14 protein-coding genes are annotated in these 22,894 nt (G+C 40.3%); 7 read left to right on the top strand and 7 right to left on the bottom strand.

Annotation, left to right across the window (positions count from 1 at the left end; genetic code table 11):
* The first annotated feature begins 215 nt into the window (after positions 1-215).
* From UYI_RS0103010 to UYI_RS0102980, 6 genes are all read left to right on the top strand, one after another.
* Positions 216-1,979, top strand: a complete 1,764-nt coding sequence (locus UYI_RS0103010) for a protein kinase domain-containing protein (protein ID WP_016865203.1) — start codon at positions 216-218, stop codon at positions 1,977-1,979.
* 56 nt (positions 1,980-2,035) lie between these two features.
* A complete protein-coding gene (locus UYI_RS0103005; RefSeq protein WP_016865202.1) occupies positions 2,036-3,550 on the top strand; it encodes a serine hydrolase in 1,515 nt (504 codons plus the stop codon).
* A 57-nt stretch (positions 3,551-3,607) separates the two neighbouring features.
* Entirely contained in the window at positions 3,608-4,180 is a 573-nt protein-coding gene (locus UYI_RS0103000; protein ID WP_016865201.1) for a GNAT family N-acetyltransferase, read from the top strand.
* Between the two features lie 608 nt (positions 4,181-4,788).
* Positions 4,789-6,432, top strand: a complete 1,644-nt coding sequence (locus UYI_RS0102995) for a tetratricopeptide repeat protein (RefSeq protein WP_016865200.1) — start codon at positions 4,789-4,791, stop codon at positions 6,430-6,432.
* A 107-nt stretch (positions 6,433-6,539) separates the two neighbouring features.
* Positions 6,540-8,078, top strand: coding sequence for a bifunctional phosphoribosylaminoimidazolecarboxamide formyltransferase/IMP cyclohydrolase (purH, locus tag UYI_RS0102990; RefSeq protein ID WP_016865199.1), 1,539 nt, complete (start codon positions 6,540-6,542; stop codon positions 8,076-8,078).
* A 1,387-nt stretch (positions 8,079-9,465) separates the two neighbouring features.
* Complete coding sequence (locus tag UYI_RS0102980; protein ID WP_016865197.1) at positions 9,466-11,886, top strand: sucrose synthase; 2,421 nt, start codon at positions 9,466-9,468, stop codon at positions 11,884-11,886.
* Positions 11,887-11,981: 95 nt separating this feature from the next.
* On the opposite strand, the gene UYI_RS0102975 is transcribed toward UYI_RS0102980, so the two are convergent.
* Entirely contained in the window at positions 11,982-12,740 is a 759-nt protein-coding gene (locus UYI_RS0102975; RefSeq protein WP_016865196.1) for a peptidoglycan-binding domain-containing protein, read from the bottom strand.
* 569 nt (positions 12,741-13,309) lie between these two features.
* A complete protein-coding gene (cax, locus tag UYI_RS0102970) occupies positions 13,310-14,401 on the bottom strand; it encodes a calcium/proton exchanger (protein WP_016865195.1) in 1,092 nt (363 codons plus the stop codon).
* Positions 14,402-15,119: 718 nt separating this feature from the next.
* Here cax and UYI_RS0102965 point away from each other — a divergent pair.
* Positions 15,120-17,876, top strand: a complete 2,757-nt coding sequence (locus tag UYI_RS0102965) for a DUF3536 domain-containing protein (protein ID WP_016865194.1) — start codon at positions 15,120-15,122, stop codon at positions 17,874-17,876.
* A gap of 388 nt (positions 17,877-18,264) precedes the next feature.
* Here UYI_RS0102965 and UYI_RS0102960 read toward each other — a convergent pair whose 3' ends face one another.
* The 5 genes from UYI_RS0102960 to sodB form a co-directional block, all read right to left on the bottom strand.
* Positions 18,265-18,615, bottom strand: coding sequence for a hypothetical protein (locus UYI_RS0102960; RefSeq protein WP_016865193.1), 351 nt, complete (start codon positions 18,613-18,615; stop codon positions 18,265-18,267).
* 247 nt (positions 18,616-18,862) lie between these two features.
* The gene (locus tag UYI_RS0102955) at positions 18,863-19,552 is read right to left on the bottom strand and encodes a PHP domain-containing protein (protein ID WP_016865192.1); all 690 of its coding nucleotides are present in this window, start codon (positions 19,550-19,552) and stop codon (positions 18,863-18,865) included.
* A 689-nt stretch (positions 19,553-20,241) separates the two neighbouring features.
* The gene (purM, locus tag UYI_RS0102950; RefSeq protein WP_016865191.1) at positions 20,242-21,270 is read right to left on the bottom strand and encodes a phosphoribosylformylglycinamidine cyclo-ligase; all 1,029 of its coding nucleotides are present in this window, start codon (positions 21,268-21,270) and stop codon (positions 20,242-20,244) included.
* A 214-nt stretch (positions 21,271-21,484) separates the two neighbouring features.
* On the bottom strand, positions 21,485-21,691 hold the full coding sequence (locus UYI_RS0102945; protein WP_009460275.1) for a hypothetical protein: 207 nt from the start codon (positions 21,689-21,691) through the stop codon (positions 21,485-21,487).
* A gap of 168 nt (positions 21,692-21,859) precedes the next feature.
* Positions 21,860-22,462, bottom strand: a complete 603-nt coding sequence (gene sodB, locus UYI_RS0102940) for a superoxide dismutase [Fe] (protein WP_016865190.1) — start codon at positions 22,460-22,462, stop codon at positions 21,860-21,862.
* Positions 22,463-22,894: the final 432 nt, after the last annotated feature.

The following is a 22,894-nucleotide window of genomic DNA, read 5'->3' as shown; positions in this document are numbered from 1 at the left end:
TTGTGTTCTATTTAAATGAAAATGGCTGTAAAAAATCGAACACCGATGCACACTGATGCACACCGATAGACACAGATAGATTTTCCGTTGGTGGTTGATTGTTAATTGTTGTTAGTTGTTAGGTTTGGCTTTAGGTGAGTTGATTACTGATTTTTCTGGAATTTTTCGAGAAATAACTGTATCTATGTTGAAATAAATACTATGTAGGAAAAAGTATGAACACACCGACGCTGTTAAACAATCGCTACAAGCTTTTGGGCGTGCTTGGTGGTGGTGGATTTGGAGAAACTTTTTTAGCAGAAGATACTCAGATGCCTTCTGGTCGTCGTTGTGTGATTAAACAACTCAAACCTGTGGTTGATAATCCGCAGGTTTACCAACTGGTGCAAGATCGGTTTCAACGAGAAGCGGCGATTCTAGAAGAATTGGGTGATGGAAGCAATCAAATTCCTAAGTTGTATGCCTACTTTATTGAAAATGGACAGTTTTATTTAGTTCAAGAATATATTGAGGGTCACACCTTAACCCAAATAGTGCAACAACAAGGGTTAATGAGTGAAACTTCGGTAAAAGATATTTTGATTAATATTTTGCCAATTCTCAATTATGTCCATAGCAAGCGCATGGTACATCGGGATATTAAACCGGACAATATTCTGATTCGTAGTTTTGATAGCAAACCAGTTTTGATCGACTTTGGCGCAGTCAAAGAAACAATGGGTACGGTGGTAACTCCTTCTGGGAACTCCAGCCGATCAATTGTGATTGGGACACCAGGATATATGCCAATGGAACAAACTGCTGGACGACCTGTGTTTGCTAGCGATATTTATAGTTTGGGGTTAACAGCAATTTATTTGCTTACAGGTAAGATTCCCCAACAATTGGCAACTGATCCTGCTACGGGTGAGATTCTATGGCGACCTCATGCTTTGAATGTCAGTCCTAGTTTCACAATGGTGTTGGATAAAGCTATTCAACAATCACCACGCGATCGCTATCTCAATGCTAGAGATATGCTGGCAGCTTTGCAAAGTGGATCAACACCAGTAGCACCTACAGTACCAGTTTTCCAGAATTCAGTACATACCGTACCAGCACCAGGGCAATATGTACAGCAACCGCCAACAATCAACCACCAACCACCCACCAACAACCAACAACCAACAATTAACAACCAACAGCAAGTGTCTTACCCCCAACCGACTACATCCCAAAACCAAAACGGTTTAGGTACTTGGCAGCAAGCTGTAATCTTAGGCAGTGTCATCGGCGTATTTATCGTCGGTGGTTGGTGGATGATGGAGATTTTTAGAAATAATTCTTCTGAACAAAATCAGTCTGTGACAAGAATTAGTCCTTCACCAATAACATCTACCTCACCTTCTGTCACCCCTTCGATAAATTCCCAACCAATATCAATTTCTACTCCAGGACGTAATGTTATTTCTGATTCACCCACACCGATCATAACTTCATCTCCTGAAACTACTCCGATTGTTTTAACACCTACAAATGCCTCGATTTCCCAAACAGCAGCTGTAGAAGTATTGAAGAATTGGATCACAGCTAAGCGGGAAATATTTGCTCCTCCCTACAGAACAGATATAGGAGAACAATTACTCACAGGTAAAGCCTATAGAGACAATATAAAAAAAACAGATGACCCTGATCTATGTCTTGCAAATGGCAGTAAGGAAGAAGAATGTCTCAGTTCTGTTGATTGGTTGCAGAGAAATAATGCTCACTACAACTATGGAGTACAAAGTCTTGATGCAGTCAAAAATTTCAAAGCTAGTGGCGATCAAGCAACTATAGAAGTGGAAATTACAGAAGAACGGACGCTAATCAAAGATGGCAAAGCAGATCCAACCAATACTTCTTTTGATACCCTATTGGTGCGCTACTCTTTAGAATCCGAAAACGGTCAAGTCAAAATCGCAGATTATAAAACTGTTAGAACTCTGCGTAAAAGTTAATTTTTTGTAGTTTATACCTTATAATTTCTGCCTTGTAGTGATTCAAGGTGTAGCTTGTGGATCAGCAATCCAAACGACAACCAGATAGCCGCGATCGCAAAATCGCCGAACTTGAAGCCAAGTTACAACGTGCTTACCAAGTTATTGGAAATTTACAACAAACAAATATTGAATTACAAAGGCGGATTGCAGAATTTAATAGTGCAGGAAATCAAAAATCTGTTTTGCCTACAAGTCTTATTGATGTTTCACCTCCACAAAAGGTACATGTCCAAAACAAACGAACTATAGCTAAACGCCGAACAACTCCACCTCCAAGCAAATATACTGCAAATATGAATAAATCTCGTTTCAGGAAATTACCGCACTTACAATTTTACGGACTCATTGCTTTAGTTGTACTAACAATAGTCAGTTTGTTTGGCTTGAGCTTATTCTTAGCACAAAGAGCGAAGAATAAAAATTCTGAAACAGTCAATAATTTGCCTATACAACAGCAACCTAATTTTCCAACTCAGCCGCCAATTATTAATACTCAAAATCCTGTTATTAATCAACCTGATTCATCTAATCAACCAGTTAATTTACCATTAGAATCATCTTCTCAATTAGCAAAAACAAATTTAGATTTCATATATAATGTCAAAACACCTCCTAATTTAAAAAAAAGTGATGAATTAAGTAGCACCGTAAAAAATATATTAGATTATGTCAAGGAGAAAAAACTACCAACAGAAAGTTTATCCATTACATTAATAGATTTAAATACAGATACAATTGCTGGTTATCAACAAGATGTGCCTAGATATCCTGCCAGTGTAGTTAAACTATTTTGGATGGCTATTCTGGAAGCCAAAATCAAACAAGGTTTAGTTCCATTGCACCACACGATAAATTCTGATTTGAATGCAATGATATTGAAATCAGATAACGATGCTGCTAGTCGTATAGTTGATGTCATTAGTGGAACTAATTCTTTTGAAAATAAATTAACAGACGAACAATTTCAAACATGGAAAAAACAGCGACAATCGTTAAATTATTTCTTTCAAGAAGCTGGATATAAAAATATTAATGTTAGTCAAAAAACTTATCCGATTGCTTACTTAAAAGTTACAGAACCCAAAGGCGCTGATTTACAGTTACGTGGTGATAATCCTAGTCAGCCAAGGCGCAACAAAATTACAACCTACCAAACTGCCAGATTGATGTACGAAATTTTTACAGGTCAAGCTGTTGGACCTGAATATAGCGAACAAATGGCTGATTTGTTAATTAGAGATTTACGTCCTGAGGCATGGAAACTACAGCCACCGAATCCAGATGAATTTAATCCTGTAGAGAATTTTTTGGGTGAATCTTTAGCCACTGATGCAGATCAAATTGTTTTTGCTTCCAAAGCAGGTTGGACTACTGCATCTCGTCAAGAAGTCGCCTATGTGGCAACTAAAGACCGCAAGACTCGTTATCTTATTGCTATTTTTGGAGAAGATCCAGCCTACGCAGCTAGTCAAAATGCTTTCCCAGATATTTCTCGGCTTGTGTTTGATCAAATGAGGAATCGTAAATAGACCTGATGTATTTGTAGTACATAGCTACATTAACCATACAAAGCCTAGATAAAGTGCATGGATAACACTGTTTGTCAGGTTAAGCAACCGATTCTGCAAACCCAAAGACTGACTCTGCGACCATTTTGCGTTGCAGATGCAGACGATGTTCAACGTTTGGCTGGGGCGCGGGAAATTGCTGCAATGACTCTCACCATTCCCCATCCTTATGAAGATGGCATGGCCTTAGAGTGGATTAAAACTCATCCAACAGCATTCAGTGAAGGTCAAGATGTCAACTTTGCGATCGCCTTAAATAATACAGGTAAATTGTGTGGTGCGATCGGTTTAGGAATTAACCAAGAACATAACCACGCAGAATTGGGTTACTGGATTGGCAAACCCTATTGGGGACAAGGTTACTGTACAGAAGCCGCCAAAGCAGTATTGCGATATGGCTTTGAAAAACTAGGGCTGCACCGCATCTTTGCATCTCATTTTTCACATAACCCCGCATCTGGGCGAGTTATGCAAAAACTTGGTATGACTTATGAAGGATGTCGCCGTCAGCATATATTCAAATGGGGGCAATACGAAGACATTATTGATTATGGAATCCTCAAAAGTGAGTGGCAGAATTTAGAGAGTTAATAAAACCAAATCTTCCTCTCCTTTACGAAGGATTAAGGTAGTTTAAGAATTGATGCAACAAGTCTACAGCACTGCGTAAAATCCTAAACTAACTCAGATAAATAAACTAAATAAACCTCTGATGTAGCGCTTGTGTGAAACAGTGTACTTATTTTTTAGAAAAAAACACTTACAGATAACATCAACGCATATGGATAATCTACCTGTGTGCATCTGTGTACATCTGTGTGCATCGGTGTTCGTTTTTTAAAACTGAAATCTTGCAGCATATCAAAAACTGCCATAGGTTTTTAACCTATGGCTAATAGTAAAAGTCCTCTTAAGAGGACTAAAAACATTTTTTTAGCATGGATTTTAGCCTACTTTAGTAGACTTGGACTCAAAGCCCTTGAAATTTATTTCTTGGCGGGAGATTCAGTTAGTACAAGATCTCAGAAAACATAATTATCTGTCACAGCTTTAAACCATATTAATCTCATACATAAAACCAGCAACGACTTCTATCTTTAAGGTAGTTGTTGACAAATTAATATTGGTAAATTTTTTCGTAAATCCTAATAACAAAAATCTTATTTATTAAGGTATTCAGTTAACTCAGAGGAGAAAAAATGTACCGCATCTTATTTATATTAACTCTGATCATTACTCTTGGCTTATCAGGGTGTCCTGCTGTAAATTTACAGAATTCTGCTACCGCCCCCCTGTTTGATAATCTGGGCAACTATCATCATCCAATTTCCACACAATCGCAACTTGCCCAGCGCTACTTTGACCAAGGTCTAATTCTGACATATGGTTTTAATCATGCTGAGGCTGAACGTTCTTTCCAAGAAGCAGCTAAACTCGATCCAAACTGTGCTATTTGTAACTGGGGAGTAGCCTTTGTCCTTGGTGCAAATATCAATGCTGCTATGACTGATGAGGCTGTGTCTCCTGCTTGGGAAGCCCTACAAAAAGCACTGCAACTGAGTGATCAAGCGAGTGAGAAAGAAAAAGCTTATATCCAAGCATTGGCAAAACGCTACTTTGCAAAACCAGTGGAAGACCGTAAATCTCTAAATATCGCTTATGCAAACGCGATGCGAGAAGTAGCGAAACGTTACCCAGACGATTTAGATGCAGCGACTTTGTTTGCTGATGCGGTGATGAATACTATGCCTTGGGATTACTGGCAAGATAATGGCGAACCCAAGCCAGAAACTCAAGAAATTTTGCATACATTGGAAGCAGTATTAAAACGTAATCCTAATCATCCTGGGGCTAATCACTTATATATTCATACTGTGGAAGCTGTAAAACCTGAATTAGGGATCGCAGCAGCCGATCGCCTGGCTAATTTAGTTCCTGGTTCTGGACACCTCGTACATATGCCGTCACATATTTATATCCGTGTCGGGCGATATCACGATGCTGTCGTCGCCAATCAAAAAGCTATTGCTGCTGACAAAGAATACATTACCCAATGCCATAAGCAAGGTATGTATCCTCTAGCCTACGTACCACATAACCATCATTTCCTCTGGGCTGCCGCCACAATGGAGGGCAACGAAAAACTGGCTATGCAAGCTGCCTATGATACCGCCGCTATGGCAGATGAACAGAAAATGCGAGAACCTGGATATGGAACACTACAACATTACTATTCCATACCGCTTTATACCATGACTCGCTTTGGTAAGTGGGATGAGATTTTAGCAGAAACAGCCCCAGCCAAAGATTTGCAGTATGTAAATGGAGTTTGGCACTATGCGCGGGGAACAGCCTTTACTGCCAAAGGTCAATTTCAAGAAGCTACCCAGGAACTGGAAAAGCTAAAAGCGATCGCCACTAACCCAGCATTGACAAAAGTGACAATTTGGGATATTAACACTACAGCCGATCTCCTGAAAATAGCTGTTGAAGTTTTAACAGGTAAACTCGCTGCGAAACAAGGTGATTATAATCAAGCGATCGCTCACCTCAAAACAGCTGTCAATCTGGAAGACAAACTCAATTATGACGAACCCCCACCTTGGCATTACCCCGTCCGCCAATCTCTGGGAGCAGTTTTACTCCAAGCTAACAAACCAGCAGAAGCTGAGATTGTCTACCAACAAGACTTGCAGCACTTTCCAGAAAATGGCTGGTCGTTGGCAGGACTTGCCCAGAGTCTAGAAGCACAAGGGAAAACTGAAGCAGCGCAGGCAGTACAAAAGCGTTTTCAAGCTGCTTGGAAAAATGCCGATTTATCGATGACCTTAGCGCAACTTTGACATATTTGCCAAAGGCGTCTGTGCAAAAACTTGTCTTCACAACTTCCAGCAATTTGTAAAATAATCTTCTGCTCTCACTTGTACCAATCAAATAAAGCTGGGGAATTATGGCGCGTCTTGCACTGTTGAGTGTATCCAATAAAACTGGATTAATTGAACTTGCTCGTAGTTTAGTAGAAGAATTTGACTTTGAGTTAATTAGTAGTGGTGGTACTGCTCAAGCTCTCAAAAATGCGGGATTACCAGTTAAAAAAGTAGCCGATTACACAGGCTCCCCCGAAATATTAGGTGGCCGAGTCAAAACTCTACATCCGCGGATTCACGGGGGAATTCTCGCACGGCGATCAATTCCGCAAGATATGACAGATTTGGCAGATAACCAAATTCGTCCGATAGATTTAGTAGTGGTAAATCTCTATCCTTTTGAGGAAACCATCGCCAAGCCAGATGTTACATTAGCAGAAGCAATAGAACAAATTGACATCGGTGGCCCTGCTATGCTGAGGGCAGCAGCAAAAAATTTCGCGGATGTGACGGTATTGTGTGATCCCTCCCAATATGACGAGTATTTGCAGGAATTACGCCAGCACACAGAACCTTCATTAGAATTTCGTCAAAAATGTGCGTTGCAAGGATTTTTGCATACTTCTAGCTATGATCAAGCGATCACATCTTACTTGGCACGAACACAACCAACACAGACTCTACCAGAAAAATTTACTGTTTCTGGCAAGCAACTACAATCTTTGCGCTACGGTGAAAACCCCCACCAAAAAGCAGCTTGGTATCAAACTGGTGTAAACCCAACAGGTTGGGCTGCTGCTAGCAAACTGCAAGGGAAAGAACTCAGTTACAATAACTTAGTTGATTTAGAAGCAGCACGCCGCATCATCACCGAATTCACTGATAGTCCTGCTGCCACGATTATCAAACATACTAACCCCTGTGGTACGGCTCAAGGAGATACAATCGCCGCAGCTTACCAAAAAGCGTTTAATGCTGATCCTGTGTCTGCTTTTGGTGGTATCGTTGCCCTTAACCGTCCGATTGATGTTGCCACAGCAGGTGAGTTAACGAAAACATTTTTAGAATGCGTAGTCGCACCAGGATGTGAAGAGGACGCAAAAGCAATTCTGGCTGCTAAATCGAAAGTGCGGGTATTGACTTTACCAGATTTCAGCAGTGGCCCCAAAGAAACTGTCAAAGCGATCGCAGGTGGTTTTCTTGTGCAAGATGCAGATGATATTGTTGCCGATACCAGTCGATGGCAAATCGTCACTGAACGCCAACCTACACCCACACAATTAGCAGAATTACTGTTTGCTTGGAAAGTTTGCAAACACGTCAAATCTAATGCCATTGTTGTGAGTAGCGATCGCACAACTTTAGGCGTTGGTGCAGGACAAATGAACCGCGTTGGTTCGGTAAAAATTGCCCTTGAACAAGCTGGTGAAAAGGCTAAAGGTGCAGTTCTTGCTAGTGATGGATTTTTCCCCTTTGATGATTCTGTCAAAACTGCGGCGGCGGCAGGAATTATTGCGATCGTGCAACCAGGTGGTAGCCTGCGAGATCAAGATTCGATTCAAGCTGCAAATGAACTAGGTTTAGTAATGATTTTCACAGGCATACGTCACTTTTTACATTAATCTATCTAAAGTAGGATGGTACACTTGTCAAAGTGTCTATATTATGCTGATAGATAGATAAGCACAATGTTAATCTTTAATTGTGTGTGTGAGGAGTAAGTTTAGAGAAAAAAGCGCTTGGAGTGGTAACACGGTAACACTCCAGGCGCTTTTTAATTGGCAAATTATGAAGAGTAAAAAATTTTTTTATAAAGTACTTGTCATCATATAAAAGTAGTGATATCTTTTAGTTGTGTGTGAGGAGCAAGTGTAAAACAAAAAGCGCCTGGGGTGGAAACACGGCAACACTCCCAAGCGCTTTTTGTTTTTTAAGTTTTTAAATATTGATTGTTAGTAGTTCCAACCAACAACCAACAACTAAATAGATTGTTAGTATTTCCAACCAACAAACAACAACCAACAAACAACCAATAAATAATGCAAAACAGCAGCCCAATATTGATCCTTTCTGGACTGCTGTTTGAGAATTAATTTTAACAAAATCAAAATTCTTCAATCCTAACTAAAAAATTCCTAGCAGAAATATGACAGTTAGTCCGCACAAGACAAGGAAAGAGATTATCATAATGTTGCCTACACTATGATCTGCTGTTGCTTGGTGTGTTCGTTCACTCATATGCACCGACCCAAATTTTAATAGCTCATGCTGTAATTATAAATAGGTAAACTAGGTAGATATGTCGTATCATAAAAAACTTGATTTATATTTACTGATGTTTAAGCTAAGAATAATTTTAATCTCAATTAAATTAACTTTTGTTGCAATAATCATAGAGAAATAGTTAGATTTTTGATATTAACAATTGATTGCAACAAAATAGTAGGAAAAAGTTTGTCTGATGTAAATTACAACTGTGATAAAAATTTATATTTTCAGAAATCAAACACAAATGTATATAAATTAACTGATAATTGGTGATTAGGGTAGAATATTTTTCCTATTACCCATTACCAACTTTATTCATGTCAATAATTCCATGTAACCGAATAAATGTATAACACTATGTCTTTAGTTAGAGTACAAAGTCACGTCAATTAAGATAATCGTAAAAATATAAGCTAAACAACGAAAATTTAAAAAAGTAATTAATTTTCAGTTTTTGTGAATCAAATTAAGGATTTTCTCAACTTGAAGCTGCAAATGTAGACATATTCAGATCGTCTTGAAAATGGGTGTAGGAAGAGTCAAGTTTTCATTCCTTCGTTGTGAGCATAATTGCCCGTGGGGGTCTTGCACGAACTTTTTCATTCGTCAATAAATCAATTTCACACCGAGTGCTTGTTTGTCTTTCCCTTGTGCCCTCTGCCTTCTGAATGTTTTCTTCTAGTTCAAAACTGAATGCAAACTCAAAATTCAAATATCTTTTGGTAGATTTTTGGTAGTTGTATGTCTGAATTAATTCAAGCAGTCCTCGAAAGCGAAGAAAAAAATGATTTGCGCTCATTTCTGAGTGAATTACGCCATCAAGACAAAAAATATTTACTACGGAATGATATATTGAATGTATACAATGAATATTGCACGAATTATCAAAAACCTGAGCATTTTGGTTCTTCATCAAACTTAGGTAAACTCATCTATTACACCCAAGAAATCATTCAAGATATCTCTGGCTTTTGCTTTATTATTCGCCCCAAAATTGCCACTCAAGAGGTTTATCGACTAACGGATGATTTGAATGTTGAACCGATGAGTGTGCAGGAACTTTTGGATCTGCGCGATCGCTTAGTCAATCGCTTCCATCCCAACGAAGGCGACCTATTGGAATTGGATTTTGGCCCATTTTACGACTACTCCCCAGTTCTACGCGACCCAAAAAATATTGGCAAAGGAGTACAATTACTCAACCGTTACTTATCTAGTAAGCTATTCCAAGACCCCAAGCAATGGCAGGAAAGTTTATTTATTTTCTTGAGTCTGCACCAATATAACGGCATCCAGCTACTGATAAATAATCGCATTCAGTCTCAACAGCAACTTTCCCAACAAATTAAAGCCGCGATCGCTTTCGTCAGTAGTCGCCCCAGTCAAGAACCCTACGAAGAAATTCGGTTCCAATTGCAAACGATGGGCTTTGAACCGGGTTGGGGTAATACCGCCGCCCGTGTGCAAGAAAGCCTAGAAATGCTTGACCAATTGATCGATTCTCCCGATCCCCAAACCCTAGAAGCCTTCATCTCGCGCATCCCGATGATTTTTAGAATCGTCTTGGTATCTCCCCACGGGTGGTTTGGACAAGAAGGGGTATTAGGGCGTCCTGATACTGGCGGTCAAGTCGTGTATGTACTTGACCAAGCTAGGAATCTAGAAACGCAGTTGCAAGAAGATGCGGTACTAGCAGGCTTAGAAGGATTGAATGTCCAGCCAAAAGTAATTATTCTCACCCGTCTTATCCCCAATAGTGAGGATACACTTTGCAATCAACGTCTAGAAAAGGTTCACGGAACAGAAAATGCTTGGATTTTGCGTGTACCTTTGCGAGAATTTAATCCTAATATGACGCAAAACTGGATTTCTCGGTTTGAGTTTTGGCCTTACCTAGAAACCTATGCGATCGATGCAGAAAAAGAACTACTGGCAGAATTTCAAGGTAGACCAGACCTCATAGTTGGTAACTATTCAGATGGCAATTTAGTAGCATTTTTGTTGGCGCGTCGCTTGGACGTCACTCACTGCATCATTGCCCATGCTTTGGAAAAATCTAAATACTTGTTCAGTAACCTTTACTGGCAGGATTTAGAAGATAAGTATCATTTTTCGTTACAATTCACTGCTGATTTGTTGGTGATGAATGCTGCTAACTTTATCATTAGCAGTACCTACCAAGAAATCGTTGGGACACCAGATAGTATCGGACAGTACGAATCTTACAAGTGCTTTACCATGCCAGATTTGTACCATGTAGTCAATGGAATTGAATTATTTAGTCCTAAATTCAATGTCGTACCGCCGGGAGTGAATGAGAATTACTTCTTCCCCTATACACGTACTGAAGATCGAGTAGAAAGCGATCGCCGACGCATTGAACAGATGCTTTTTACTCTAGAAGATTCTGCCCATATCTTCGGCAAACTTGATGATCCAAGCAAACGCCCTCTGTTTTCCATGGCCCGTCTTGACCGGATCAAAAACCTCACAGGTTTAGCCGAATGCTTTGGGCAAAGTCAAGAATTACAGGAATATTGCAACTTAATTTTAGTAGCGGGTAAGTTGCGTGTAGAAGAATCAACAGACAATGAAGAACGAGAAGAAATTGTCAAACTCTACCGCATAATAGAGCAGTATAATCTCCAAGGCAAAATTCGCTGGCTGGGTGTACGTCTATCTAAAACCGATTCTGGAGAAGTTTACCGCGTTATTGCTGACCACCAGGGAATTTTTGTGCAACCTGCTTTATTTGAAGCCTTTGGCTTGACAATATTAGAAGCAATGATTTCTGGCTTACCTACTTTTGCAACTCAGTTTGGTGGCCCTTTAGAAATTATTCAAGATCAAGTCAACGGCTTTTACATCAACCCTACACATTTAGAAGAAACAGCCACGAAAATTTTAAATTTTGTCAGTAAATGTGAGCAAAATCCCAACTACTGGTATGAAGTTTCTCAACAAGCAATAAACCGGGTTTACAGTACCTATACCTGGAAAATTCATAGTAACAAACTGCTATCACTAGCACGGATTTATGGTTTCTGGAACTTTATTTCCAAACAAAATCGAGAAGATTTGTTGCGTTATATTGAAGCTTTGTTTTACTTAATCTACAAGCCCAGGGCGCAACAATTGTTAGAACAGCATAAATATAGATAATTTAGTCATTGGTCAATGGTCAATGATCAATGGTCAATGGTCATTGGTCATTGGTCATTGATTAATAGTTAGTACTCATTACAAATGACAAATGACTACTTTGTTAACTCTCGCCACGTTCTTTGACCCACTATTCCATCTGAAACTAAACTCCGACGATTTTGAAAAGCTTTAACTGCTGATTCTGTTAAAGCCCCAAAAATCCCATCCACTTGGATTCTGTAGCCATTAGATCGTAACAACCGTTGCAATACTCTGACAGCATCACCTGTATGACCAAAACCGAGAATTGGTAAAGCTGGACTAGGTGAGTTGGGGAATTTTGCCACCCTTTTATAGTCTCTGGGTTGTTTACTTCTGACACGAGGCGATTGCGGAAGTCCCCCTGCGCTATAGTGTGGCTGGTGTTGAACAGACTTTAGCCCAATAGCAGTGTATTTATTTATATCTTGACCTTGAGTAGTGGAAGTAAAAGCAACTAGAAAATTGTCGTCATTTGTTGTGGCTTCAGAGATCGCAATGAACTCTGGCTGTACATTTGAGTAGTCAAGACTGTTTGCAACAGTATGTTCTGCTACAACTGGGGAATCTTTGGATTCACCAAAGTCTTTGAGTTGATAATTGTCATCTAGTGTATCTGATGCGATCGCTAACGGCACCACAGAAACCTGCCCATCTGGTGGTATGAATTCAGGTGGTGTGATCTGATCTGTAGGAACAACCTCAGATAACTGACTTTGTTCTGACTGGTTTATGTCATTGTCTAGCTGAACCGGTAAATTATCCGGGAAATTGGGCACAGATGCTTGTCCTGTTGTTAACACGCCCATTATCAGTAGACCCATATCACTCATGGTATTTCATTTTACTAACGCCCATATTTTCTTTCACATACTAAATAGTAAATGTTCCGGAATAGTGCGTATTTGCAACTAAAAAAATAGTTATTTTTTTCAAAAAATCGGTGCGATATTAAAATTGCCTCCCTTGACAGATGGCAAACAAAAATCTGATTTTTAATAAGATAGAGCTAATATCTGCCTACTATCAAGTTGTAGTAAACAAAAAAAGGCAAAAAGGCGTAAGCTTAAGTATACTTTATTATCTCTATGCTTAATTTTTAAATTAAACACTGTAAATGTAAAATGTAGCGCTCAGGTTTGGGCAATTATAATCTGCTACCAGCTTAGAGAACTGTCATAGAAAGTCTTCGGCAAGCCCATCCTCCCTTGGATGTGAGGGACATCCCCTTGGGTACTCTGCCTTGAAGCCACCCTACGGGCGTCTACACCAGTCTCCCCGAAACGTCAAAGCCAAGATGGGGACTAGACTCACCGCCCATCACCTTTTTAATAGGGAATGGGTTCGATAATGGATGCTCTTACCAATTACCCATTACCCATTACCCATTACCCATCACTCTCTAACTTATACCATCAACTACTGGGTAGAAGTAAAAAGCAAATCCCAAAAGCATGTAAGCTGCTAAAAGTAATGTGCCTTCTAACCAATTTGATTTACCATCAGAACTAATGGTATTTGCAATTAAAACTGATACAGCCACGGCCACCAATTCAAAAGGACTAAAATCTAAATCCATAGGTTGGCCAAAAATCTTCCCCACAATTACTAACACGGGAGCTACAAACAGAGCAATTTGCATACTTGATCCCACCGCTACGGAAAGGGAAAGATCCATTTTGTCTTTCATTGCCACAGTTATAGCTGTAGCATGTTCAGCAGCATTGCCAATAATAGGGACAAGTATTACCCCTGTAAACAACGCTGTTAAGCCTAACTTAGATGTAGCTACTTCTAAAGAATCCACAAGTAGTTCTGATTCTATTGCTACTAATAGAGTACATAGCAGCAACACCCCACTCCACAACCATATATTGGGCTTGTGATCCGCAACTTCCAAAGCTTCTGTTTCTGCTACACCCACATCGTAAAGATAGGAGTGAGTTTTCATCGAAAATAGCAGTGTCAAGGCATAAACCAGGATTAATACAACAGCCACTGCTAAGGAAAGATTTTGCAGGGTTTTTTCACCAATTCCTGGCGAGGTAAAGTTCATTGCCGTTGGCAACAAAATAGCAATCACCGCTAAATTCATAGCAGCGGAGTTCATCCGCGCTACTATCGGTTGAAATGTCTGTTCTTTATGACGCAGTCCACCCAATAACATAGCCAAACCCATCACCAATAGTAAATTGCCGATAATTGAGCCGGTGATACTGGCTTTGACTACGTCTACTAACCCTGCTTTCAGGGCAATGATCGCAATAATTAATTCTGTGGCGTTGCCAAAGGTAGCGTTTAATAATCCTCCCAGAGTCGGGCCTACTACCACAGCTATTTCTTCTGTGGCTGTACCCATCCAAGCTGCTAGGGGCAAAATTGCTAATCCAGCTGTAATGAAAACAATCAAATCTTCCCACTCTAGAAAGTGGGCTGCCACAGAAACCGGAATGAAAAGTAAGAGAACTAAAAAGAGAATGTTTTTACCTGACATTAGTTAAGAGTCAATGGTCAATGGTTAATAGTCAATGGTCATTTGTCAATGGTTAATAGTCAAGAGTTTGTTGGTGGTTGGTGGTGAGTCCAGCCCCCCAAAAAGGCGGTCTCCGTCACGTAGACACGAAGTAGCTTCCCGTAAGGGTAGGGGGACTGGCGAACCCGTAGACACGAAGTGGCTTCCCGTCAGGGTAGGGTTGGTTGTTAGTGGGTACAGACGCGATGAATCGCGTCTGTACAATAGTAGTTAGTGGTTTACTACTCCTCACACTCCCAGACGCTTCAAACAGCGCGTCTCTACATTACTCCCCACCTCCCCAGTTCCGAAATTTCACTATTTCCACGCAGATGGCAAAATTTGTAAAATAGAGTGGAGTTTTACGGAGAAATAATAACTTTTCGTTGCAAAAATTTTTATGGAACCGTAAATCGTACACCAAAAATGATGTTTAATATATTAAAAGACAATTAAATTTTTGGTACTGCCAGTGGAAAAACCAGTCATGAGGCTTTTTCAATGGCTGTTTTATTCCTGAACTTCGGGAAACGACTGCTTGATGATGCAGATTACCCGTAATATTATGAGCTATACTCTGATTGCATTCATCTCGTCGTTGCTGTCTACCTACGCTAATATTTACTGGGAATGCCGCTATAAAAGGTACGCATATATTTGTCGGCACAATCGCAAGTATTTTTGATTTTGGATATACTACATGACTTCTGCTGCTGAACTGCCAGGTCAAACTGGCATAAATTTGACATCGCCAGACAATTCTACAAACGCCAACATGCCTGATCCCTTGATGACGGCTACGGGTGTTTACGTGACTGTACACGGTCATTTTTACCAACCACCACGGGAAAATCCATATTTGGATGCGATCGAACGCCAACCGGGTGCAGCACCTTTTCATGATTGGAATGAACGAATTCATCACGAATGCTATCGCCCGAATGCCTTTGCTAGGGTGCTAAATGACCAAGGCGAACTGGTGGGGATCGTTAATAATTACGAGTTTTTGAGTTTTAATATTGGCCCAACACTGATATCATGGCTAGAACGCCACGATGTAGAAGTTTATCAGCGAATTTTGGAGGCTGATCGCAAATCTTGTGAACGTTTGCATGGACATGGCAATGCGATCGCGCAAGTATATAACCATATCATCATGCCTCTTGCCAACGAGCGCGATAAATACACGCAGATTCGTTGGGGCAAAGCAGATTTCCGATCCCGCTTTAAACGCGATCCCGAAGGTATGTGGTTGGCAGAAACTGCTGTCGACTACCCGACTCTCGAAGCATTAATCAAAGAAGGAATTCGCTTTATTGTCTTAGCACCCTCGCAAGCACAGCGTTGCCGCCTTTTACCTACCAAGGAAAATCCCCATCCAGAATGGCACGAAGTCGGCGGTGGTCAAATTGATCCCACCCGTCCCTATCGTTGCTATCTCAAACCCACACTCAGCACAGCATCCTCTCCTCTGAGTACGGTTTGTTTATCTCCGAGAGATGGGGATCGGGAGATAGAAAATTCTACTTCCCAATTCCCCATCCCCGATCACCAATCCCTTCCCTACATCGATATCTTTTTCTACGATGGCCCAATTTCACGGGACATGGGTTTTAGTGATGTTCTCTACAATTCTGGTCATTTGGCAGGGCGCATTGGTTCTGCGGTACGTGGGGATCATCGTCCTGCCCAGTTAATTTCTGTGGCGACAGATGGGGAAACCTTCGGACACCACAAGGGAGGAACAGAGAAGACTCTGGCATATGCCTTTACAAAAGAGTTTCCTCATCGGGGTTGGACAGTTACCAACTTTGCCCATTATCTCAACTTGAATCCTCCAACTTGGGAAGTAGAGTTAAAGCCAGTTACCGCTTGGAGTTGTGCCCACGGTGTTGATAGATGGCAGGATAATTGCGGTTGTGGTGGTGGCGGTGAGTGGCATCAACAATGGCGTCGCCCGTTACGAAATGCCCTAAATTGGTTACGCGATCGCCTGATGGAGGTATATGAAGAACACGGCAGACAGTTTTTCTGTGATCCCTGGCAAGCAAGAGATGAATATATCGAGGTAATTCTGGATCGTTCGCCTCATAATATTCACCGCTTCCTCGCCCGCCATCAAACTCACAAACTTACCAATGCAGAACAAGTAGACGCTTTGCGCCTGTTGGAAATGCAGCGTCATGCTTTGTTGATGTTTACAAGTTGTGGTTGGTTTTTTGAAGAAATATCCCGCCCAGAAGGAACGCAGATTCTACGTTATGCCGCCCGTGCTTTAGAACTAGCAGGAGATGTGGCAGGTGTGCAACTAGAAAAAGAATTCCTTAAGCGCCTTGCCATTGCTCCCAGTAATGTTGATATTTTCAGACATGGTGGAGAAGTTTACCGTCAACTAGTGGCGACTTCACAAATCACATTTAAGCAAGTTGCAGCCCATCACGCGATCGCTTCTTTGTTTAATAATCACAAAGGCGAAATCCGCAATGGCACATCACCTAACAACTGCACTGTCAAATATTCCCATCCTTATCAAAAACGCGTATATTGCTACAACGTTCATGAGTTAGATTACCATCTGCAACGGCTGGGAGCATTGACACTAGCAGTCGGACACTTAAAGCTAATATCGGAAATCACCTGGGAAAGTGAACATTTAGTTTTTGCAGTGCTGCATTTAGGAGGTTGGGATTTCCATTGTTGCATTCAACCATTTGAAGGAAGGCGTACTTACAGTCAAATCAAAGAAAAATTATTGGCATCACTGCAAAAAGCGAGTGCGGCAAACACTATCTTAGTGATGATGCAGTTATTTGGGGATCAAGCATTTAGCTTAGAAAATCTCTTTGCTGAAGAACGCCATCGCTTGATGCGGTTGTTGAGTCAAGAAACACTGTCTAGACTAGATCAACTTTATACACAAACATATCGAGATAATTACGGTGTAATAATGGCATTTCATCGAGATGAATTGCCAGCACCACAAGAGTTGCAAGTAGCCGCAGAAATAGCTTTAAGTTATCGGTGTATGAACACACTACGCGCCTTAGAGCAAGATATCAGCGAACCGCAATCAAGTATAAATCATATCCTGGAATTAAAAGCGATCGCTAGTGAAGCTAAACACCTGCGCTGTCGGTTAAATATTCCCGAAGGCAAGCAGATGTTAGAACAGTTGATTCTGCGATCGCTTTGGCAATTATTGCATGATGCCAATGGTACATTTGATGCAGATATCCAGCGCTTGGAAAAATTAATTGATGTTGCCTATCAGCTAAACGTAGGCATCTCCTTAGATCGTTCTCAAGAACTATACTTTAGTTGTTTGTACAACAAAATTTTGCCTCAATCTCAAACAACGATCGCTAATAGCGAGGACATTATTAAGCATCGACAGTTATTAAAGTTAGGGCAAAAATTAGCCGTTGATGTTAGTTACTGGTTAGATCAGATGGGGTGATAGACCTCTTGTAAAAATAAAAATAATTCCTCCCCAACCCTAAGCGAAACGGGGAGGGAATAAGGTTTCTTCCCCCCCCGTTTCGGGGAAAGCGAGGGGGGATTAATATCGCATTTGTGTTTGCGGGTATATGTGTGGCGTCAAATCGTACACCAAGTGAAGAATTATGAAGAGTAATTTGTTACAAAAATAAAATCAGAAAATATGTAGTGGTCTGTTTCATTAGTTCTGAGGGGTGAACTGATTACTCATTATGAATTTTTCTTGCTTTGCGCTCTTTGCGTCCTTTGCGGTTCGTTCCTCAACCCAACCTATACGAATATTCTTAATTTATATAATTTATGTTGCTGTTCCAGTTGAAATTTACGTGTGGGATCAGCATCAAAAGCTACATTTTCCCTGATTTGCTGTATTTTTTGAATCCTGATATCCCACTCTTGTTGAAGGTTCGTTGTCTTTTTTCTAATCGCTGTCTGTGTTCAGGACTCAAATATTCATGTGGAGGCGGCTGATTTTCTGGATTTTGGGATACGATCGCCTGCCATTCTAGCCCCAACTTTTCGCTAATTTTAACAAAATCTAGATCATCAACCAGTTCACCATTGAGAAAACTTTCCACAGTGGATAAAGATACTTCTGCATCTGTTGCTAAAGCCTGTGGATTGGGATACCCTTGACGCTGGAGAGCTGATTTAACCAGTTGAATGAATTCTAGAGCTACTCGAAGCGATCGCGCCATTACTTTTCATTTTTTATACCACCTCAAGCTCATTCTAAGGTGATTCATAGAAAACAAGAGTAATTACACTTAAAATCGAGGTTTGCGTAGGTGTGATCGCATTTTTAGTAGTAAGTATATGTGTTGTCCTAAGCCGCACACCGAAGCAACAATAGGAAGTTAAACAATAGGAAAAAAGATGAATGCTGGAAATTTCAAAATTCAGAATTCAGAATTCATAATTGATAATTCACAATTTTTCCCGTGTTTACAATCGCTGTAATAGACTTAAACCATGAGTATCAGTACCACAGGTGTTATAAAGTCCGTATTTAGCAGCTAACTGTTGGACTTGTTGTGATTCTGTCATACTGGGTTGCCAAGGCTTTGGATTGTTGTAGGCGTAGAAAGTCTCTACACCATTAATACCTAGTTCGGCAGCAGCAGGAATCAATTCTAAGTGTGATTTTCTATAACGTGCTGGGTGAGCAAGTACCGCTAATCCACCTGCTTTGTGAATAGCAGCAATAACGTTAGCTGCTTGATATTCTTCGCCTGTGGTAATTCTTCTTTGGATGTATGGCTTGATACTTGGGTGTGCAGTATCGAAGGCATAAGCCAAAATATGAACTTCTATACCTAGTAGATTGGCATTAATTTCTACACCACTCCATAGGTGAGGAATACGTACACCTGGGTTGCTCCATTGCCAATCTTCCAACCACTGTTTTGCTAATTGGTAGCCAGCGATACTATGATGATCGGTAATGGCTAGCCCTTCTAAACCGATCGCGATCGCCTGTTCCATTAACCCACTAGGATGCAATTTCCCATCAGAGTAGACGGTGTGCATGTGAAAGTTGAAGCACTTCGGACAACTTTGAGCATTGATGTTTTGAAATACTTCTTCTAAGAATTCTCTAGAGGCAAAAGCAGTCCGAACAAAATTGACAGTCATAACCCCCTCTTTTTTTGTCAATAAGTGATAGTTAACACCCCAACACAACTATCTATAGTTCTGAAAATACCAACACTTTTATATAGTGCTAGCAGTCTTTTTTTAAGTTTGGTTGGCAATATTTTTCAATATGTTAAGACTACGTTAGCAAATTCAAACGCAGTCGGTCATGAGTATTTTCGATTGCCAACCTCAATAAAAGTAATAAATATTGCTAATAATCTCAGTCTTTTCCACAAAAGATAGATATAGAAATAACGATTAAAATACTTATTGAGTCATTAGATTTTAGATTTTGGATTTTGCGAAAAGTTTGTAGACGCGAGGCGGCTTGAAGTTAGGGTGCTAGGGCTTAGGGCGTACTCTAACCTTGAAGCCGAGAAAGTGGGCGTCTACAAAGCAGCGTCCCGGAGGGAACCTCAAAGCTTTTCAAGACGGATTGATTTTACAGATTTTTTCTGGGGGCTTGTACCATCAAAGAAGTATCAGTCAATATGAGTGCCGGACAAAATTAAATTCATTCGTGGGGAAAGGCAATAGGTACTCTTGCCATACACAATAGGCAATAGAGAAACAATATAGGGAAAAAACTAACAGCGACAGGTTTCGCCGATTCACATTTTATATTTAAATTCTCTACGTCTACTTAATAAAAAATAGGACTCACTCAGATGTATTAATTTTGCAATTTACTCTGGTAAACCTAATAATTCGCCTGAGCCAGTAATTACTTCACCAATCGTATAAGTTGCAATATTTTGTGACTCAAAGTGATGCATTACTTGTTGAGCTTGTTGCGGAGGTACAAGTAAGACAAAACCTATGCCCATGTTAAAAGTATTATACATTGCTTGAGAACTGACCGAACCCGTCTTGGCCAACCATTGAAATACAGGTGGAATAGACCAACTGTCAGGGTTAATTTTAATTGCTTGTCCTTGTCCTAAGCATCTAGGTAAATTTTCTGGTAAACCACCACCAGTAATATGAGCCATACCGTGAATTTCTAAACCCGCTTGACGTGCAGCTAGAACAGGTTTGACATAGATACGGGTAGGTGTCAGGAAAATTTCTCCTAAAGTTTTACCCCCAAGAACTTCCGGGCGCTGATCCCAAGCAAACCCGTGATCAGAGATAATCTTTCTAACTAAACTATAGCCATTACTATGGACACCTGCACTAGCGAGTGCGATCGCCACATCTCCTACTTGTACTTGCGAACCATCAAGTAGTTGGCTTTTTTCTACAACTCCCACACAAAAACCAGCCAAGTCATATTCACCTGCTTGGTAGAAACCAGGCATTTCTGCTGTTTCTCCCCCCAATAAAGCACAACCGGCTTGTTTACAACCAGAAGCTATACCCGCTACAACTTGGGTTAACTGCTCTTTCTCTAACTTACCAGTTGCTAGATAATCCAAAAAAAATAGTGGTTCCGCGCCAGATGTCAACACATCATTAACGCACATCGCTACCAAATCAACCCCAACGGTGTCATGAATGTTGAGAGTGTGAGCAATTTTGAGCTTTGTACCTACACCATCAGTACCAGAAACTAAAACTGGTTCCTGCAAACCAGTTGGTAACTGAAAGTAGCCACTAAAGCCTCCCAATCCACCCAACACTTCTGGTCTAAAAGTGCTATGAACCAAATTCCGAATCTGAGTTACAAAAGCTCGACCAGCCTCAACATCAACTCCTGCGTCTTTATAATCCATTACTTACAACACCGTTATCAATGCCCCAACCACCTAGATTATCACCTTAGACACTATTGTGTGGTCATTAGTCATTAGTCATTAGTTATTTGTCCTTTGTCATTAGTCATTTGTTAATGAGTAATAACTATTAATCAATGACCCGTAACCAATGACTAGACTAATGATCTATGACCAATGACCAATAACCAATAACCAATGATCAATAATTAAGTTAAAACACCTCATCTTCTCTACCGCGCCACCATTCACCCAAATTCATTAAATCTTGGTGAATATCAGCCAAAGTATCGGCGTATTCATTTTCTGAAAGTGCTTCGCGCAGTTCTTGCAGTTTCTTCAGTCGCAGTTGTACCATCAGCCAGGGTTTGGCGATGCTGTCAGTTGCTTCCATGTACTGGGCTAAGTCTTTGCTATCCATGTCTTTTATTTCTCAATTGTTGAATATATAAGTTGCTTTAATACAATGATGAATCAAAAACAGTCACGATTACAGTCGTGACTGTCTTAAGTTTTAGTGAATCATATTGATATTTCGGCGATTAATTCAGTTATCAGTGATGCGTGATTTTGATCACTGTTAACTGATTTAAGCCGTAGCGTATTGTTCAGCTACGAAGTCCCAGTTCACCAATTGATCCAAAAAGTTCTTGATAAATGCTGGACGAGCATTGCGGAAATCGATGTAGTAGGCATGTTCCCAAACATCTAGGGTTAAGAGTGCCTTCTTACCGTGAGCAAGAGGGTTCTCAGCATTGGGTGTCTTCATCACCTTCAAGGTGCCACCATCATCAATTAACCAAGCCCAACCACTACCGAACTGAGTCGCTGCGGCATTAGAAAACTCTTCTTTGAATTTATCAAAGCTACCAAAATCTTTTTCAATTTTGGTAGCTAAATCACCTGTAGGTGTACCGCCACCTGCTGGCTTCAGACAGTTCCAGAAGAAAGTATGGTTCCAAACTTGAGCAGCGTTGTTAAAAACACCTGTTTTGGAGGAATCTTTAAAAGAAAGTTGGATTACTTCTTCCAAGGACTTATCAGCAAGCTCTGTACCTTCAGTGAGTTTGTTGAGGTTATCTACATAAGCCTTGTGATGCTTACCATAGTGGTACTCGAAAGTTTCAGCTTTCATACCGTATGGCTCTAAAGCATCAAATGCAAAAGGAAGGGGGGGCTGTGTAAATGCCATTTCGTGAAATCCTCTCTTTATCGTTATCCAGTTTAGAGCTTCTGCTGAAGCTTCGGAAAATAAATAACTAAGTGTTCAGCTGTTTCAATTGCTAGACACAGGCAATAAAACTTAATAACTCGATTCTACTAGCAAACGCGGTAATGGAAGCGTCAATCTCAAGTTACATACCGACGAAAATGCTACCAAAAAGCTTTTATTTGAGTATTAATACTAAAACATCTATCGTAGGTTTGATTTTAAACCGAGAGTAAACATTCGCTAGCAAACTCAGCAGGTGTAAATCTCACTAGCAGGGAACTTTGCTATTAAATCTATTAGTTATTTTTATGACTCAATCGGAAATAATAACCCAAAAAATTCCAAAAGTTTAATGTATTTATTTTTACAGACTTCCTTTAAGTAAAAAATAATTGAAGCAGCAAAAAACTT

It is taken from the genome of Fischerella muscicola PCC 7414 (assembly GCF_000317205.1).
Classification (GTDB): Bacteria; Cyanobacteriota; Cyanobacteriia; order Cyanobacteriales; family Nostocaceae; genus Fischerella; species Fischerella muscicola.
This window is presented reverse-complemented; position numbering and strand designations above follow the sequence as displayed.

What these genes read in the sequence shown, in the direction of transcription:
- cax (WP_016865195.1), bottom strand. Translation starts at nt 14,401, where the DNA reads ATGTCAGGTAAAAACATTCTCTTTTTAGTTCTCTTACTTTTCATTCCG.
- UYI_RS0102965 (WP_016865194.1), top strand. Translation starts at nt 15,120, where the DNA reads ATGACTTCTGCTGCTGAACTGCCAGGTCAAACTGGCATAAATTTGACA.
- sodB (WP_016865190.1), bottom strand. Translation starts at nt 22,462, where the DNA reads ATGGCATTTACACAGCCCCCCCTTCCTTTTGCATTTGATGCTTTAGAG.
- UYI_RS0102980 (WP_016865197.1), top strand. Translation starts at nt 9,466, where the DNA reads ATGTCTGAATTAATTCAAGCAGTCCTCGAAAGCGAAGAAAAAAATGAT.
- UYI_RS0102945 (WP_009460275.1), bottom strand. Translation starts at nt 21,691, where the DNA reads ATGGATAGCAAAGACTTAGCCCAGTACATGGAAGCAACTGACAGCATC.
- UYI_RS0102960 (WP_016865193.1), bottom strand. Translation starts at nt 18,615, where the DNA reads ATGGCGCGATCGCTTCGAGTAGCTCTAGAATTCATTCAACTGGTTAAA.
- purM (WP_016865191.1), bottom strand. Translation starts at nt 21,270, where the DNA reads ATGGATTATAAAGACGCAGGAGTTGATGTTGAGGCTGGTCGAGCTTTT.
- UYI_RS0102995 (WP_016865200.1), top strand. Translation starts at nt 4,789, where the DNA reads ATGTACCGCATCTTATTTATATTAACTCTGATCATTACTCTTGGCTTA.
- UYI_RS0102955 (WP_016865192.1), bottom strand. Translation starts at nt 19,552, where the DNA reads ATGACTGTCAATTTTGTTCGGACTGCTTTTGCCTCTAGAGAATTCTTA.
- UYI_RS0102975 (WP_016865196.1), bottom strand. Translation starts at nt 12,740, where the DNA reads ATGAGTGATATGGGTCTACTGATAATGGGCGTGTTAACAACAGGACAA.
- purH (WP_016865199.1), top strand. Translation starts at nt 6,540, where the DNA reads ATGGCGCGTCTTGCACTGTTGAGTGTATCCAATAAAACTGGATTAATT.
- UYI_RS0103010 (WP_016865203.1), top strand. Translation starts at nt 216, where the DNA reads ATGAACACACCGACGCTGTTAAACAATCGCTACAAGCTTTTGGGCGTG.
- UYI_RS0103000 (WP_016865201.1), top strand. Translation starts at nt 3,608, where the DNA reads ATGGATAACACTGTTTGTCAGGTTAAGCAACCGATTCTGCAAACCCAA.